Below are 16,196 nucleotides of genomic sequence, written 5' to 3'. Positions count from 1 at the left end.
ATTTACTGACACCGAAAACGATTCCGTATCACGTTTCGGTAACAAGCTTCATCAATTCGCTTGTTTTAATTGGAATGCACCATAAAAAAGTTTCGCAGATAGTCTTTCTCAGGCTTGTCGACAGTACTCAATAGTTCCTCAATTTTCTTCTTAAAACTCCATATAGTATTGCGCCGCAGGTCCAGCATTTCAGAGAGCTGATCCAGGGTGAATCGCTCGCTTTGGTTGTTGGTAACGTAGAGGATGTAGAAGGCCTTCTCGATAGGGAAGCGGATGCCATGAAAAATGGTGTTGCTGGTGACCGACTCAATATAGCCGCATCTGCTACAGCGCCGGGAAAAATGATCCTTGCCCGTGATATACTTGTCATTATTGCACTTGTTGCATTTGAACGATTCCTCCCACTTGATCCTCTCCAGGAACCTGTAGCAACTCAATTTGTCGGGGAATATGCCATTAAACTCTTCCAGGGTAAGGTTTTTGTTCACCAGCCTGTTCTGTAATATCTCCTTGATGTTGTTTTTCAGTTTCCAGTTGTCAAGATCCAGAATGGAGTTGATTTGCGAAATCTCCTTGGTTTGGGCAGTCAGCTTCTCATTCACCTCCCTCAACAGGTTGTTTTTGTCTTCCATCTCAATGGTTCTCAACCTTATCCGCTGTTCCAACTCCTTGTTGACCTTGTCTTTCAGGCTCATATTTTCCTCATGCTGCTTAATAATCCTGAACAATGCCCTGTCTCTCATACTTTTCAAAATCCTCACCCTGTCGCTGAGTGCAAAAGACAAAAAGAGCATTTCTACAACAAAAGAAACATGCAGGCTGTAGTACGACGGAATACTGATGGGGATAACAGACAGCATCACCATGGCCTTGACCAGGAAGCCTAAGAACAGAAACCCGTAAGCCACCACGAAGAACCTGGCCGGCTTGTAGCCCCTTGCCCAAACGTATATGCTTGCGTAGAAAATAATGGAGAGCGGTATGATTTCAATATTTCGAAGCTGAAAAAGCTCATGATCAAACGCCAGCGCAAACACAAACCACAAGGTTCTCAGGATCAGTACGGCGTCAATAATTTTGGTCAGCTTAGGTGCCCTGGCCGTAACGTTGAGAAACTTCCTTGAAAACAGAATAGACCAGAAAATAACAGAGAAAAGGGCCACGCCATGGGCCACCTGGTTCCATTCGGGCCAGTTGGGCCACAGGTACTGGTAGGCAATGCCATCCACACACATAGCAAACACCCCCACACTCAGGATGTAGAAGGTGTAGTAAAGGTTCTTGATTTCACGAATGGCTATGTAAATGAGGATGTTGTACAAAATGATCATCAGGATCATTCCGTAGAAAATCCCATACAGGAAGTACTCATTGAGGGCGTAGTGCACAAACTGGTTGATGGTGCTAAGCACAATGCGTATATCAACATAAGCGTGTGACTCTATCCTGAAGTAAAAGGTTTGCATTCCTTCAAGCCGGTCATTAATAAGCACTTCAAAGTTTTTGTGCTCAAACGTTTTCTGGTCAAAAGGAAACTGGTCACCGAACTGCAGCAAGCGATAATCACCCTGCACTGTGGGGACGTAAGCCCTCAGGTTATCGATGGTTTGGTCATAAAACTCAATGAGCCATTGTTCCTGATTATCTTTTGGGATGTACAAACGCACCTTGACCCAGTAGGCGGATGATGGGTTGTAGTCTCTCGGTTGGAAGGATGCGTTGGTATGAAAGCGCTGCTCCCTTACCTGTTCAAAGGTCAGCGATCTTGTGCTGTCCTCAATGTATTCCATCTCCTGAATAAACAGGATTCTCTCCCCGTCAATGGTGCTTACGTCATAAACCGGTGGATAGGAAATCCAGTTGGTGAAAAATGCAAACAGGAATGAGAAAACAACCATGAGCTGGAATTTGATGGCTTTGCAGGCTTTAAAGTTAACATTTTTCAAGCCACTTGATAAGAAAACATGCAACCAGTTGCTCAATTACATGCTTCGGGCTTACCTTTCGAAATGGACTTTCAAATCAACGCTTACGATTTCACTGATGCAGCCGCCATCGACAGGCGCATGGCCGCACGTCAGGCGCATCTGGACAACGCCAAAAAGATGAAGGCAGCCGGCCACCTGATTGCGGGCGGCGCTATGCTGGACGCTTCAGGCAAAATGATAGGCTCCACACTCTACCTCCGGTTCGACGCCAGAGAAGAGGTAGATGCCTATATCGCCTCCGACCCCTACACCACCGGAAAGGTGTGGGACAGCATAGAGGTCAAAACGATCCGATTAGTGGATTTATAGGCTATCGCTTCAAAGGCACTACTTCCACCTCTTTCAAAGTCCGATAGTTTCGCACAATGGTGAGCTTCACTTGCTTGTCTACCTTCTCATGCGAAAGTTTTCTAAAAAGATCTGTCGATGAGGTGATGTCTTCGCCGTCGAGCTGAAGAATAATGTCGCCTTCCAGCAGGTCGGCACGGAAAGCAGGTGAGTCCTTTTCAATTTTAGTCACCATCAAGCCCCTGGTGGATTCCAGTTTGTAGAAATTGATCAATCGTGGATGCAAATCAATTTCCTGAATCAACACCCCCAGGAAAGCCTTTTCCACCTTGCCATTTCTGATCAGTTGCCCGGCTATATCCTTGGCCAGGTTAATGTCTATTGAAAAGCTCAGCCCCTGCGCCCTTGCGATAATGGCAGTATTTACCCCGACCACTTCGCCACTGGTGTCAATCATGGGCCCACCAGAGTTACCGGGGTTGAGGGCTGCATCGCTTTGTATCACACTATCGATCAGCCGTCCGCTTTGAGTCCGCAGCGATCTCCCTAAAGCGCTCACTACCCCGGCTGTTACGGAATGCTGGTAACCCAATGGGTTGCCAATGGCAATTACCCACTGCCCGATATTAAGCTTTGAAGAGTCGCCCAGGGTAGCTGGTGTAAAGTTGCCACCGTAAATCTTCCCTACTGCCAGGTCGGCATCCGGGTCTTCCCCCACCACAAAGCCTTCTTCCTTTGTCCCGTCCAGCAATGTCACGGTGAGTTTATCGGCGCCGTGGATCACATGGCTGTTGGTAAGAAACAGGCCATCGGATGAGAAGATGAATCCAGAACCTGAGCCACCGGGCTGTAGCTTCCCATCCTTCTTTTTCTGGACGTCAATTTTTATTACAGCATTTTTCGCCTTGTTCACGGCGTTGTATATGAGCTTCGAGAAATTGTCCATTCAAATATCCTTTCGTTTGGTTCAGCTATCACAAAAGAATATCCATTTGGTATAAAGCTGCCAGAAAGGCCATATCTTAGTAGTCAAGCAATACTAATCAGGAAAAAATGGCAGCCACTACCTTTCGATGATGGAAAAGTCGTTACCCCGTCCGAACCGCAGAAGATCCGACATAAAATATTCTTCCAGGGTGTGGATATCTTTTAACCTGAACTCGTGCCTGTCCACTATCTCCATTAGTTCAAAGTCAAAAACCTCCCGATAATTCACCAGTCTGTATTTTTTACCTACCCTTAAGCTGTTGAACGCAATGCCCATGGAGGAAGAAAAGAAGTTTTGTAAGAAATTACAAGATTAGGACTGCGATTAGATTTAGCCAAACGCAGGTATACATTAAGTAATGTGATATTTTAATAAGAGGTCAAAATGTGTTAAAATTGAATAACCAATGTTACCTATCGAGCGAACCGTTCACTATGCAAACCATGAAAACTAACCTTACCAAACTAGGGGCTCTATCAATTATAGTCTCATTTTTTCTTTTTTCAACATCATGTGGTTCTTCTGACAAATCGAAAGACAATGCTGAAGACCTGGCTGCCGCAGAGTTTGATGCAGCAGAGCAGGAACTTGAAAATGAAATCGACAAAGTCATACACGACCTGCCTTCTCCTTCAGAAGTACCCTTTCTTCTGGAGGCTACTGGTGCCGATTTCAGAGCAGAATTTGTTAACGACCTGAGCAAAATAGAGAGCTACCTTACCTCCAACGACAAGTCTGCCCTTAACCTCGGCATCTACGCCGCCGATATAGGCTATCTTTCCTCATACAATCAGGCCCAGGAAGCACTGGACTACATGGAAGGCTGCCAAAAAATGGCCGACAAAATCGGCATTGCGTCGGCTTTTGACATGTCGCTGCTTGCCCGGTTTGAAAAGAGCATTGGAAACAATGACTCATTGGCCCTCATTATCAACGAGGCCATTAAGGTGGCTGAAGAGAAGCTGGAAGCCGGCGACAGGCTCACCATGGCAGCCCTTGTTCTGGCAGGCTCATTTGTGGAAGGCCTGTATATTTCGACTCAGGTAATTGAACAGTATCCGTCCGACCAGCTAAGTGAAAGCAACCGGGACTTGATTCTTGAGCCGCTGATGAGGATAGTGCTGAATCAAAAAATAGCGCTACTGGATCTTATTTCTGTTCTCAAGCACGTAGAGCAAGACGAAACCATTGCCAACGTGATCTCCGAAATGAATATCTTGAGGTTTCAGTATGAAGAGTTGGCTGAACTGGAGCAAAAAATAAACAATAACGAAGGAGGCGTGGTTCTGCATCAGCATGACCTTCAAAAACTTGCCACCGAAATAGAAAGGGTAAGAAAAGACATTACCGGTTAATTGAAAAAATATTAAGTTTTGACCCTTCATCAAAGCATTGAACATTCCATTCAATGCTTTTTTTATCTTTAGATGCGCCCCGACCACAACCGACAACTTTGCCATGAGCGAACAACTACTTAAAGCGATTATACACCTGCTGGCAATTGTAGCCAAGGAAGACGACGTGACGGACGACGAACGGCTATCCATCCTGCAATTTCTTGAGGAAAATATAAGCAGGCAGGATCAGGACAAGTACATGAACTTTTTCGATAGCCTCACAGCCGAAATGCTTCAGAAAGAAAATTTCGACGACAAGGCAGAAATCATATCGCTTACCGAAGGCATCAACAAAGAGCTTACCCAGTCGCAGAAAATCGTAGTAATGATTGATCTCCTGGAGGTGATTGTGGCCGACGGAGAAATCAGCGAGCGGGAGCGGGAGTTGGTTTATTTCATTGGGGATCGATTCAATATCAAAGACCCGGCTATCGATCTGATGAAAAAGTTTGTCATGTACACGGATCGCACCAAGCTTGACAACACCAACATACTGGTGGCAGATGATGGCATGGAGATTAGTCCTGCGAAATCTCACCACATTACACTGGACGGCCTCCCCGGCTTTATCGCCATCCTCCGTATTCCTGTCATTGAAAACTACTTCATCAAATATGTAGGGAAGGGATCTCTTCACCTCAACGGCATACACCTGAAAAACAACAGAATCCAAGCGTTTTCTTCAGGAAGCAGTGTGCGAAGCCGAATATCAAAATCGCTTTATTATAGCGACGTGGTTTCCAAATTCAGAAACGAAACGGCTTCCACTAAAATTAGCTTTCAGGCAGACAACGTATCCTTTAAGTTCAGGAATGGTAAGCTGGGCCTGCAAAATATTAATATAGCAGAAGACGGCGGAAAACTCATTGGCCTAATGGGCGGCAGTGGGGCTGGCAAGTCGACCCTCCTGAATGTGCTGAATAGCACCGAAAAGCCTTCGGAAGGGGTAGTGCTTATCAATGGCATCAATGTTCACAAAGACGGAAAAAAGATAGAAGGGGTCATTGGCTATGTGCCACAGGATGACCTGCTCATAGAAGAGTTGTCAGTTTATCAGAACCTATTCTATGCAGGCAAGCTTTGCTTTACCAACAAAACCGATGAGCAAATTGACGAGCTGGTAATAAAAACACTTCAGTCGCTGGGCCTTATCGAAACCAGGGATTTAAAAGTAGGTTCTCCTCTTCAAAAGACTATCAGCGGGGGACAGCGTAAGCGGCTGAATATCGGCCTGGAACTGCTCAGGGAGCCTTCTGTGCTCTTTGTGGATGAGCCAACCAGCGGACTATCGTCAAGAGACTCGGAAAACATCATGGACCTGCTGAAGGAGCTCTCTCTTAAAGGGAAAATGGTGTTCGTTGTCATTCACCAGCCATCTTCGGAGATTTTCAAAATGTTTGACAAGCTGGTGATCCTCGACGTGGGCGGCTACCAGATTTACTATGGCAACCCTGTGGATGCGGTGATCTACTTCAAAAACATTGTGAACCTGGTAGATGCGGAACGAGGCGAATGTGTAGAATGCGGCAATGTTAATCCGGAGCAAATTTTCAACATCATTGAAACCAAGGTGGTGAATGAGTACGGGCACGTCACCGACAAACGAAAGTTCCAACCCCTCGACTGGTACAGTTTTTTCAAAAAGCACATTACCCTGCCTAAAGTAAAGCCAGAACCATCGCTGCCCGAAAAAACGCTCAGCATACCCAACAAGCTTAAGCAGATAAGAATCTTCGCTACAAGAGACCTCTTGTCCAAGTTTTCCAACCAGCAGTACCTGGCCATTAACTTGCTGGAGGCACCTCTGCTGGCCGCTCTCCTGGCTTACATCGTCAGGTATTACGACCCCTCCAAGTCATACAGCTTCTATGAGAACCTCAATATAGTTGCCTTTTTCTTCATGAGTGTGATTGTAGCATTGTTCATGGGCCTCACGGTAAGCGCCGAAGAGATCATTAAAGACAGTAAAATCCTGAAAAGGGAGGCCTTTCTCCATCTGAGCAGAATGAGCTATCTGGTTTCCAAGCTGCTGATTCTTTTTTCATTCTCTGCCATCCAAACCCTGTTCTATGTGCTCATAGGCGACTGGATTCTCGAGATTGACGGTATGACGTGGTCTTACTGGTTAGTGCTGTTTTCAGTTTCTTGCTTCGCCAACGTGCTGGGGCTAAATATTTCATCTGCTTTCAATTCGGCCATTACGATCTACATCATCATTCCCATCCTGCTCATTCCTCAGCTAATTTTAAGCGGCGTGGTGGTAAACTTCGATAAGCTCAACCCAACGTTTGCCAATAACACCAAAGTGCCAATCATTGGTGAAATAATGGCCTCACGGTGGGCCTTCGAGGCCCTGGCTGTCACCCAGTACAAGGACAACCCCTTCACCAGCCAGTTCTATCAGTTTGATAAAGACATGGCCCAGTCGGAGTACAAAACGGTGTATTGGGCTCCCAAGTTGGAAGCAGCACTGGAGTATTGCCATAACGTAACTGACAAGGAGAAATATGCCGCTTCGCTCGAAGAGAGATTTACACTACTCCGCAACGAGTTGGGCAAAGAACTAGATGTGATCGGCTACGACAAATTGCCTTCGTACGAAAAATTAAATGTAAAAGACTTCGATGAGGCCACTTTTCTGGCGAGCATGGACTTTATGAAAGCCATGAGAAAGTTCTACAATAATCGATACAACAAGGCTTTCAAAGAAAAAGACGAAACCGTTCAGTCACTTACAAAAACCGATGAGGAGAGGCAGGAGTACATTGCATTGAAAAATGAGTATGAAAATGAAAGCATTGGGCAGATGGTGAAAAACACTGCCGTGCAGGAAAGAATCATTGAAAAAAGAGGTCACCTTATTCAAAAAATATACCCTATTTATAGCAGGCCTCATCCTTTGCACCCATTTGACTTCAGGGCTGGGTTCTTTGTGCCGGAAAAACACTTTCTCGGCACGTACTACCCCACCCTGTACTTCAACGCCGCCATTATCTGGGTGATGAGTATCATCCTTATCACCACTCTTTATTTTGATATACCCAAAAAAGTAATGAAGGGATTCAGCGGAGTCCCCTCTATGCGAAAACCAAAAAAATGATGTACCGTAGTTTCAAAATTTGCTTGTGCCTGGCAGTAGCCTTTGTCACTTCTGATCTATTGGCTCAAAAAAGAGCGCTGACACACGACGATGTGGCCGGTTGGAACAAAATTAAAACCGAAGACCTTTCGTCCGATGGCAAATGGGCCGAATACATTTTCGGTCCTGATGAAGGTGACAACACCCTCGTTATTAAAAACCTTAGCACCAAAACCGACTTTATCATTCCCAGGGGCAGCAAGCCAAAGTTCACTTTCGACGCAAAGCACCTTATCGCCCTGGTGGAGCCACAGCTGGACTCGGTTAGAGCTATGAAACGGCTGAAGAAAAAGAACGATGAGCTCCCAAAAGACTCCCTGGCTATATTCAAACTCGCCGATGGTTCGCTTGAAAAAATAGCGGAAGTGAAGTCCTTTAAGCTTCCTGAGAAGAACGGAGAGTGGTTGGCGTATCTATCGGCAGCAAAGCCTGAAAAGAAAGATTCTACGGCTAAAAAAGCTAAAAAAATAAGCGACGACAACGGCTACACGCTACATGTGCTTAGGCTAGCGGATGGATCGCACCAGAGCTATCCGTTCGTAACCAGCTACGAGTTTAGCGAAAATGGCAGCAGGCTGGCATTTCAGTCAACTGGTGACGACAAAGGCTTTTCACCAGGCATTTATACAGTAGGCAAAAACGACCTGGCCGTGAAACCAGTGTTTCGCAGCAAGGGAAAATACGATGGACTCAGGCTGGCAAACGATGGCAGCAGACTGGCCTTTCTTTTTGATAGCGACACATTGAAAAAGCCCTTTCAAATGTACGGCCTTTTCCAATGGACGCCGGGCCAGGACAGCGGCAGGGTGATCGTGAAAGCCGACGACGCCTTTCTGATGAAGGACTGGCAAATGGCCCCTCAGGAGTTGAAGTTCAGCGATGACAATAAGCGGCTTTTTTTCGGCACCCAACCCAGGCCTCTTGTGGGAGACACTACGCTGCTGGATGAAGAAAAAGCTAAAGTTGACGTATGGCATTACAAGGATGACTACCTGCAGCCAAGGCAGAAAGTGCTCTCGGACGAGCAACTCAAAAGAGGCTATCTGGCCGTATACCATTTTGACAGCAACAAACCCGTGCAACTGGGAAACCTCCAGCTACAGGAGGTGAAAATCACAAAGGAAGGTGTCGGCAACTTTGCCCTTGGCGGCTATGAATCAGCCGAGTACAGAGTGGTTTCACAATGGGAAGGGTCGCCCATCAATCAGGACATTTACATTATCAATATCAATACTGGCGCAGCTAAGCTGGCAAAAAGAAAGGCCCGGGTGATGGAGAATATTTCACCCGCCGGCAAGTTCGGCTACTGGTACGATGTGGCCGATAGCGCCTGGTATAGTCTGGAAATGGCATCCGGCAACATTCGCAAGCTAACTGACAACTCAAAAGTCCTCTTTTCCGATGAGGAAAACGACTCTCCCAATTTCCCTTCTCCATATGGCATCGCTGGCTGGCTGGAGAACGACAGCCACATCCTCGTATACGACCGGTTTGATATATGGAAAATTGACCCCTTGAACCCTGCCACCAAAGAGCGGATTACCCGCAACGGCCGGGAAACTTCCATTACTTATCGCTACGTAAAAACGGATCCTGAAGAAACATCGATTAAAGCCAACGCCGAGATAGTGCTGAAGGGTTTTCAGAACGAGAAAAAACAGCACGGCTTTTTTGCGCTTAAGCTCAAAGGAAGCGCCCCTCCTTCACAGTTGGTAATGGAAGACGCCCAGCTTCAATTTGAAAAGAAAGCTTTAAATGCCGACACGTGGCTCGTTACCCGGGAAACCTACCGTGAGTTTCCCAACCTGCAGCTCACCAACAGCAAATTCTCGAACGTAGAACAAATAAGCGACGTAAATCCGCAGCAGCAGAATTTCCTTTGGGGAACGGAAGAATTGTTCAACTGGGTGTCACTCGACGGCATTCCGCTCGAAGGTATGCTCTTTAAACCAGACAACTTTGACCCAAAGAAAAAGTACCCGATGATGGTCTATTTCTACGAGCAAAATGCTGATAACTTTCACAATCATATCACTCCTGAATTTGGGAGGTCAATCATCAACTTCACCTTCTACACGTCAAGGGGCTATGTGGTGTTTGTGCCCGACATCGTTTACAAAATCGGCTACCCTGGTGAAAGCGCCATCAATTGCGTCATGCCCGGCGTTACATCGCTCATATCGCAGGGCTTTATTGACAAGGACAGAATAGGCGTGCAGGGCCATAGTTGGGGTGGATATCAGATAGCCTATATGGTTACCAAAACCCAGCTATTCAAAGCAGCCGAAGCAGGTGCCCCTGTGCCAAACATGACAAGTGCCTATGGCGGCATTCGCTGGCAAACAGGGCTAAGCAGAATGTTCCAATACGAACATACACAAAGCCGTATCGGTGGATCTCTTTGGGAATACCCACTAAGGTTTCTGGAGAACTCTCCGCTGTTCTGGCTCGACAAGGTTAATACACCGCTGCTGATCATGCACAACGACGCCGACGGGCATGTTCCCTGGTACCAGGGCATAGAATTGTTTTCAGCGCTCAAAAGGCTCGGAAAGCCCACCTGGATGATTTCGTACAACGACCAGCCACACTGGCCTTTGAGGTATCCCAACAGAAAAGACTGGACGATACGTATGCAACAGTATTTCGATTATTACCTGATGGATGCCCCTGCCCCACTATGGATGACTGAGGGCGTTCCAGCGGTTGAAAAAGGCATCAATTATGGTCTTGAACTAAGCGAAGACAACAAGTAAAACCATGTTTTTCATCCTCTCCAAAATTCTTAGCTGGCTGCTTACGCCCATCAGCTGGATAATGCTTTGCATGTTGCTGCCTTACTTTATCAAAAGAAAAGGCTTAAAAAAGAGGTTGAGACTTATTGGGCTTTCTCTGCTGGTCTTTTTCACCAATCCTGCTATTTCTAATTTGGCCATGAAGCTATGGGAAGTGAAGCCTGTTTTGATCAGCAGTCTCCCTGAGCACGCTGCTGTTGGCGTTGTTCTCACAGGTGTTACCAACCCTATCCAAGAGCCAAAAGATAGGGTACACTTCAACAAGGGTGCCGATAGAATCATTCACGCTATTCAGCTCTACCATGAAGGCAAAATTGACAACATTTTGATTACAGGTGGTTCCGGTTCCCTGCTTCATCAGGAGGTGTCAGAATCTGAGGGACTGAAACAAACCGCTCTCATGGCTGGCGTTTCTCCCGACCACCTCTTCGTTGAGGGTGATTCCCGCAACACCAGAGAGAACGCCCTGTACAGTGCCGAGCTTTTGAAAAAAAACTGGCCAGGAAAACCGTTTCTGTTGATCACCTCTGCTTTTCACATGCGGCGATCCCTGGCATGCTTTAGAAAGGTTGAGCTCCAACCTGATGCTTTCAGCACTGATCTTTACTCAGGCCCATGGGAATGGAGCCCTTTGGATTTAATAATTCCGTCCAGCAACAGCCTTCGCATTTGGGAAGTGCTAATTAGAGAGTGGGTAGGAATCATTAGCTACAAAGTGGCCGGGTACATCTAAATTTGTCTGAAACAAGCTGAAGCTCTGGAAGCTTTTCGTCAGGACAAATTGGTATCTTTAATGTTATTATTGGCAACAATTCTGCCAATAATATATGTTTGGAGTCACTCTATTTGGCACATGCCCAATAAAAAAAAGCAGGTGAAAATCTTCTTCCCTGTCAAAATCTACTCTCTGAAAGCATTGGACAAATTTTAAAGTAGATACATACAAATAATTCCGTCTTTCAATTAGATTAGGGAAGGGTTATTAAACAACGGTTGTTATAAGAAGGCATCAATTTGCAGTCCATCACTCCTTTTAAAATCAATAGTACAAACAAATTGACTACACATTTTCTGGTTCTCTATGAAGCGAGTAGTAATTATTGATGATGATGAAATTTTCCAGTTTCTCTGTAGCAAAGCATTGGAAAACATCGGACTCACTGAAGAGATTGAGCAGTTCACGAACAGCCAGAAAGGGCTTGACTATCTAACCAAACAAGTGACCGAGGAGAGTTATCCAACCATGTTGATGGTAGATATCAACATGCCTTTGCTTGATGGATGGGAGATAATAGAAGGCATAGAAAATGCAGGCTCCGGTTTCATCAAAAACTGCAAGGTTTTTATCCTCTCGTCCTCAGTAGATGTAAAGGATAAGGAGAAAGCACTGTCTTATAAATCAGTAAGCGGATTTATCATTAAGCCATTGTCTGAGTCAAACCTCAGAAGTATCGCTAAAGAACACTTTGGGCTCAGCTAAAGGCAGGGCTCTGTGGTAATCCAATTACTTTAGTGAGGAAGTTTCTTTTGGAGGGCTCCATACGTCCATGTGCCTAGCAGGGCGCTGGCAAGCCCTACTATCATAACGGTGGTTCCACTTCCAACCAGAGCATACAGCGGGCCAGGACAAGCGCCGGTCAATGCCCAGCCGAGGCCGAAAATTGTGCCGCCTATCACTACTCCCTTGTCCATCCGCTTGGCCGGAAGGGTAACGATTTCTCCATCAATTGTTTTCAGGGAAAGTCTCCGGATAATAAATACGAGTACAGCGCCCACCACTACTGCTGAGCCAATAATCCCATACATATGTATGGACTGAAACCGAAACATCTCCTGAATCCTGAACCAGGAAATAACCTCAGCTTTCGTCAGAATAACACCAAAGACGATTCCCAAAAATAAATACCTGATATTTTTCATGGCGCAATTTTAAAAAAGAAAGTCAAACAGGAAATGAGTCATAATCAGCCCCCCAACAAAGAAGCTAATAGAAGCCACAAGGGAAGCCATCTGAAAATAAGAAAGGCCAAACATGGTGTGGCCTGAGGTGCAGCCCCCTGCATACCTGGTGCCAAAGCCCACGAGAAAACCACCGAGGATAATAAAAATAAATCCCTTGGCTGTCAATAAGTTGGGCCAGGAGAAAAGCTCTACAGGTGCCAGGCCATGGAAATCGGAAATGCCAAGGGCCATCAACTCACTCTTTGTAGAATCAGAAATAGCAACAGGTGATCCGTCAGAAAGGAATTGACTGGATAGAAATGCACCAATGACAATTCCAGCGACAAACACCAGGTTCCAGGTGCGTTCTCTCCAGTTGTATTTAAACAGCTCAATCCCTGATGGGAAGCATGCGGCACAGATATCCCTCAGGGACGACGATATACCAAAAGTCTTGTTCCCTAGCAAAAGGAAAGCAGGGGTAATGAGCCCAATCAGCGGGCCAGCCACGTACCACGGCCATGGAGACTTTAACCATTCCATCATAAGTTACTCTTTCAGGTGTTGAAGTTGCTGCAAGAAGGTGCTATTGTCGGGAATTCCATTCTTCTCGCAGATTCGAAAATAACGGTTCTACTTCAAATTAGTTCATGTAGGTACATCTTTAGTTTAAAATAGCCTCAGAAGAGAAAGAGTTCCTTTGCGAAGATGAGAACAGCCATGGTAAGTACGAACCAGCCAAAACCCTTTTTCAAATATTTGCCGTCTATTTTCTTACCGAGGAAGCTTCCAAATAGCATCCCGGCAATTGAAATACCGCAAAAACCGGCAAGAAACTGCCAATCAATCACTTGATTGGCCACATCACCAAGAAAGCCGAGCAGCGTATTGATACTGACGATGAAAAGTGAAGTACCGATGGCATGTTTCATTGGCAGTTTCATGACAATCACCAATGCGGGCACGATAAGAAAACCTCCACCAGCACCTACCAAACCAAAGAGCACACCTATCGATGCATTCCTTAAAACGAGTATAAAGTAATTGGTGATCACGGTTGGGCCTGCTTCCTCTTCAGGTTGCTCATTCCTTATCATGGAAAACGCACTGAAAAACATCACGATGGCAAAAATAGACAGCAACAATGCTCCCTTGGTAAGTTGAAATCCACCAATTTCAACAATCACGGGAGGGATGGCCGGAATTACATACATGCGGGTGAGGAAGATGGTGGTGAGCGAGGGCACAGCAAACAGCATGGCAATCCGCAAATGCATAATAATAAGTTTGTACCGGATGGCCGCCCCTATAGAGGATGTGACACCGACGATAAACAACGAGTAGGCTGTTGCCAGCATTGGGTCGATACCAAAAAGGTACACCAACACAGGCACAGCAAGCACAGCACCTCCTGCCCCTATCAAGCCCAGCACAAGTCCAATAAAAACAGCCGCAACATAGCCCGCTACAATCATCTTCACGCTCCCTTAGTAAGTCATAAAACTAGGGGAATTTGGGATCAAGCAATAAATCTGGGGAGTAAAACTCAAAAATAGAGCTATCCTATTCAGCGATTGGAGATCATAAAGAAGCAAAAAGTCCAAGCCTAACCCGGCCGGGCGGGACGCATTGAACCAGTTTTGCTTCTTTATGTAAAGACAAAATACCCTTGTCAAGAAAATCAATCCCCCAGAAATGTTGCTTGATCCGGAATTTGACCACAATGCGCATCAGATATAGGATTAATCAATACCATAAACCCGGGGAACCGCTGATGTGAATTTAGCGTGGGTGGGGCCGTGAGGAAGGCTACCCGGGCATTTCATGGTGACGAACCATTGATGAACCGAGCCGCCCAGGTACAAAAAGGCTGAAAGATCCGAAAGTTCCTACAAATTGGACTGGTAAGACTTTTGCCACTCTTCCCAGGAAACTTTTTTATGGCCGTTTTCACCAAAATACTTAATGACCGTGTCGAAAAATTTGGCCTCCTGAAAGCCTGGCAACAGGGTGAGTATTCTCATTTCCTCATCCATAAAAACGCCCATTGGATAACTCAGCTTGCCTTGAGTAAGTGTGGCAGCGAGCTCGTGATAGCCATTGCGACCGCTGGCGACAAACTTAAAAGTGTGACCATCAAAAATCACATCTTCCTTTTGTTCAGCATTGAATTTCACTGCGTAAAAGTTGGCGTTGACATAAGACGAAATGGCCTCAACAGAAAAGGTTTTCTTGTCCATTACCTTGCACCACCCACACCAGTCAGTGTATAAATCAATGAATATCTTTTTAGGCGCCACTTTGTTGGCAGCAACGGCTTCTTCGAAGGTCATCCATTTAATACCACCCTCCTCTGCCTTTTTTTCGGGCACGTTGAATGAGGTAAATGCTGCAAAAAGAGCCAAAAGAACTACAGATGTCTTTATCCTAAAACTCATATCCAAGTGAATTACTTTGCCAATTTATAAACTTCCGGCCAAAAAAGTAACCGTTCAGCCATAACGTTACGGCATGCGATTAGGTTCTTTGCCGCTCGTCAACTTCGTTTCATTTTGGGTTTTAAAGCTACCTCTCAACGAAAAATTAGCTATATTCATATATGAAGCGATCAGGGGCAACATGTAACCCCGACGAATCAAATAGATGGTGTGCCTGATAAAATGCGGAAAATAGCAGTTTGCGATAAATAGGGTTAAGGGTAATTGGCGGATAGATGTTTATTGATTTCAAACTCAATTATATGCACGTAAAAGTAGCGTCAGTATCGAGCCTGATATTTTTTGTTGTCTTGCTTGTGTTGCCCCAAAAAACGGCAGCGCAAGATTCCGTCGAGGGGCTCATTAATGTGGAAAGGGACTTTGCAGCTTTTTGTGGCGACAATGGCGTGCCAGAGGCATGGGTCAAGTTTTTTGCATCTGATGGTTTGGTGTTCCAACCGCACCCTAAAAATGCACTGGAAGCCAACAAAGATAAAATCCCCTCCCCTAAACCACCTGCCAGCACACTCTATTGGGAGCCCTATCATGGCACCACGTCCATTGGTGGAGATCTCGGCTTCAACACCGGCCCATGGAGAATTACTGCAACCACTTCAAACGCCCAGCCTCCACAATACGGCTATTTCTTTTCAGTGTGGAAAAAGCAGCCTTCGGGGGAATGGAAAGTATTGCTTGACCTCGGCACCACTGCACCGGCAGCGGGCCCTGAGCATGTGTTTGGCGCAGAATACGACGTGAGAAAACGAGAGGCTGACAATGGCAAAAGCAAAGCGAGGAGCCTGGAGGAAGCCGACTACTTGTTCAACGTGATGGCCACCAACGGCATCAAAGCGGCCTACCAAAAAATGGCATCCACTAATCTCCTCTCAACCATCAGTGGGTTTCACCCCTTCTATAACAAACGATCATTTCTATCCTGGATATCGTCGGAAGCCTCACCCTACATGAAAGGCTCTGCTATTTTTTCCACCATCGACTCTGGAACGTCTGTTTCGCAGGACTTGGGTTATAGCTACGGCAGCTATGAAATAGATGCGTTGATGAAAGAAAAAGGCTACTTCGTCAGAATTTGGAGGCGAAACCCGCAAGGATACTGGTACCTGGCAGCGGAAATCCTGTCCGACAATGTGAAAAGCAGATCCTAAATTAAAGGGGTTACTCT

Annotated in this window: 14 protein-coding genes; 7 read left to right on the top strand and 7 right to left on the bottom strand. The window is 45.9% G+C overall.

Annotated elements, in window-relative coordinates; all coding sequences use genetic code 11:
* Positions 1–65: 65 nt before the first annotated feature.
* Positions 66–1,898, bottom strand: a complete 1,833-nt coding sequence (locus tag RIF36_RS04020) for a 7TM diverse intracellular signaling domain-containing protein (RefSeq protein ID WP_350119709.1) — start codon at positions 1,896–1,898, stop codon at positions 66–68.
* 66 nt (positions 1,899–1,964) lie between these two features.
* Here RIF36_RS04020 and RIF36_RS04015 point away from each other — a divergent pair, with 66 nt between their 5' ends.
* Positions 1,965–2,297, top strand: coding sequence for a YciI family protein (locus tag RIF36_RS04015; protein ID WP_350119712.1), 333 nt, complete (start codon positions 1,965–1,967; stop codon positions 2,295–2,297).
* A 1-nt stretch (position 2,298) separates the two neighbouring features.
* Here the strand turns inward: RIF36_RS04015 and RIF36_RS04010 are convergent, their stop codons facing one another.
* Both RIF36_RS04010 and RIF36_RS04005 read right to left on the bottom strand, forming a co-directional pair.
* Positions 2,299–3,222 (bottom strand): S1C family serine protease, encoded by a 924-nt coding sequence (locus RIF36_RS04010; protein ID WP_350119715.1) that lies wholly within the window; start codon positions 3,220–3,222, stop codon positions 2,299–2,301.
* Positions 3,223–3,339: 117 nt separating this feature from the next.
* Entirely contained in the window at positions 3,340–3,540 is a 201-nt protein-coding gene (locus RIF36_RS04005) for a hypothetical protein (RefSeq protein ID WP_339816184.1), read from the bottom strand.
* Between the two features lie 167 nt (positions 3,541–3,707).
* On the opposite strand from RIF36_RS04005, the gene RIF36_RS04000 reads away from it, so the two are divergent.
* The 5 genes from RIF36_RS04000 to RIF36_RS03980 all read left to right on the top strand — a co-directional run bounded on the left by RIF36_RS04000 (position 3,708) and on the right by RIF36_RS03980 (position 12,075).
* Positions 3,708–4,619: a hypothetical protein gene (locus RIF36_RS04000; protein WP_350074533.1), complete on the top strand. Its 912-nt coding sequence runs from the start codon at positions 3,708–3,710 to the stop codon at positions 4,617–4,619.
* A gap of 103 nt (positions 4,620–4,722) precedes the next feature.
* Positions 4,723–7,761, top strand: a complete 3,039-nt coding sequence (locus tag RIF36_RS03995) for an ATP-binding cassette domain-containing protein (protein WP_350119718.1) — start codon at positions 4,723–4,725, stop codon at positions 7,759–7,761.
* Entirely contained in the window at positions 7,758–10,556 is a 2,799-nt protein-coding gene (locus tag RIF36_RS03990; RefSeq protein ID WP_350119721.1) for a S9 family peptidase, read from the top strand. Before RIF36_RS03995 ends, RIF36_RS03990 begins: the two co-directional genes overlap by 4 nt.
* 4 nt (positions 10,557–10,560) lie before the next feature.
* Positions 10,561–11,328 carry a YdcF family protein gene (locus RIF36_RS03985; RefSeq protein WP_350119724.1) on the top strand — a complete coding sequence of 256 codons (768 nt, stop codon included), beginning with the start codon at positions 10,561–10,563 and terminating at the stop codon, positions 11,326–11,328.
* A 348-nt stretch (positions 11,329–11,676) separates the two neighbouring features.
* Complete coding sequence (locus tag RIF36_RS03980; protein ID WP_350096576.1) at positions 11,677–12,075, top strand: response regulator; 399 nt, start codon at positions 11,677–11,679, stop codon at positions 12,073–12,075.
* Between the two features lie 29 nt (positions 12,076–12,104).
* Here RIF36_RS03980 and RIF36_RS03975 read toward each other — a convergent pair whose 3' ends face one another.
* From RIF36_RS03975 to RIF36_RS03960, 4 genes are all read right to left on the bottom strand, one after another.
* The gene (locus RIF36_RS03975) at positions 12,105–12,515 is read right to left on the bottom strand and encodes a DUF6691 family protein (protein WP_350074523.1); all 411 of its coding nucleotides are present in this window, start codon (positions 12,513–12,515) and stop codon (positions 12,105–12,107) included.
* A gap of 9 nt (positions 12,516–12,524) precedes the next feature.
* On the bottom strand, positions 12,525–13,082 hold the full coding sequence (locus tag RIF36_RS03970) for a YeeE/YedE family protein (protein ID WP_350074521.1): 558 nt from the start codon (positions 13,080–13,082) through the stop codon (positions 12,525–12,527).
* Between the two features lie 134 nt (positions 13,083–13,216).
* Positions 13,217–14,011, bottom strand: a complete 795-nt coding sequence (locus RIF36_RS03965; RefSeq protein ID WP_350119919.1) for a sulfite exporter TauE/SafE family protein — start codon at positions 14,009–14,011, stop codon at positions 13,217–13,219.
* A gap of 414 nt (positions 14,012–14,425) precedes the next feature.
* Positions 14,426–14,974 (bottom strand): thioredoxin family protein, encoded by a 549-nt coding sequence (locus RIF36_RS03960; protein ID WP_350119727.1) that lies wholly within the window; start codon positions 14,972–14,974, stop codon positions 14,426–14,428.
* Between the two features lie 302 nt (positions 14,975–15,276).
* Here RIF36_RS03960 and RIF36_RS03955 point away from each other — a divergent pair, with 302 nt between their 5' ends.
* Positions 15,277–16,179 carry a YybH family protein gene (locus RIF36_RS03955; protein ID WP_350119730.1) on the top strand — a complete coding sequence of 301 codons (903 nt, stop codon included), beginning with the start codon at positions 15,277–15,279 and terminating at the stop codon, positions 16,177–16,179.
* Positions 16,180–16,196 lie beyond the last annotated feature (17 nt).

This window comes from Imperialibacter sp., assembly GCF_040222815.1.
GTDB lineage: Bacteria > Bacteroidota > Bacteroidia > Cytophagales > Cyclobacteriaceae > Imperialibacter.
This window is presented reverse-complemented; position numbering and strand designations above follow the sequence as displayed.

Excerpts from the sequence above, each read along its gene's own strand:
- RIF36_RS04020 (WP_350119709.1), bottom strand. The coding sequence starts at position 1,898 with ATGGTTGTTTTCTCATTCCTGTTTGCATTTTTCACCAACTGGATTTCC.
- RIF36_RS04015 (WP_350119712.1), top strand. The coding sequence starts at position 1,965 with ATGCAACCAGTTGCTCAATTACATGCTTCGGGCTTACCTTTCGAAATG.
- RIF36_RS04010 (WP_350119715.1), bottom strand. The coding sequence starts at position 3,222 with ATGGACAATTTCTCGAAGCTCATATACAACGCCGTGAACAAGGCGAAA.
- RIF36_RS04005 (WP_339816184.1), bottom strand. The coding sequence starts at position 3,540 with ATGGGCATTGCGTTCAACAGCTTAAGGGTAGGTAAAAAATACAGACTG.
- RIF36_RS04000 (WP_350074533.1), top strand. The coding sequence starts at position 3,708 with ATGAAAACTAACCTTACCAAACTAGGGGCTCTATCAATTATAGTCTCA.
- RIF36_RS03995 (WP_350119718.1), top strand. The coding sequence starts at position 4,723 with ATGAGCGAACAACTACTTAAAGCGATTATACACCTGCTGGCAATTGTA.
- RIF36_RS03990 (WP_350119721.1), top strand. The coding sequence starts at position 7,758 with ATGATGTACCGTAGTTTCAAAATTTGCTTGTGCCTGGCAGTAGCCTTT.
- RIF36_RS03985 (WP_350119724.1), top strand. The coding sequence starts at position 10,561 with ATGTTTTTCATCCTCTCCAAAATTCTTAGCTGGCTGCTTACGCCCATC.
- RIF36_RS03980 (WP_350096576.1), top strand. The coding sequence starts at position 11,677 with ATGAAGCGAGTAGTAATTATTGATGATGATGAAATTTTCCAGTTTCTC.
- RIF36_RS03975 (WP_350074523.1), bottom strand. The coding sequence starts at position 12,515 with ATGAAAAATATCAGGTATTTATTTTTGGGAATCGTCTTTGGTGTTATT.
- RIF36_RS03970 (WP_350074521.1), bottom strand. The coding sequence starts at position 13,082 with ATGATGGAATGGTTAAAGTCTCCATGGCCGTGGTACGTGGCTGGCCCG.
- RIF36_RS03965 (WP_350119919.1), bottom strand. The coding sequence starts at position 14,011 with ATGATTGTAGCGGGCTATGTTGCGGCTGTTTTTATTGGACTTGTGCTG.
- RIF36_RS03960 (WP_350119727.1), bottom strand. The coding sequence starts at position 14,974 with ATGAGTTTTAGGATAAAGACATCTGTAGTTCTTTTGGCTCTTTTTGCA.
- RIF36_RS03955 (WP_350119730.1), top strand. The coding sequence starts at position 15,277 with ATGCACGTAAAAGTAGCGTCAGTATCGAGCCTGATATTTTTTGTTGTC.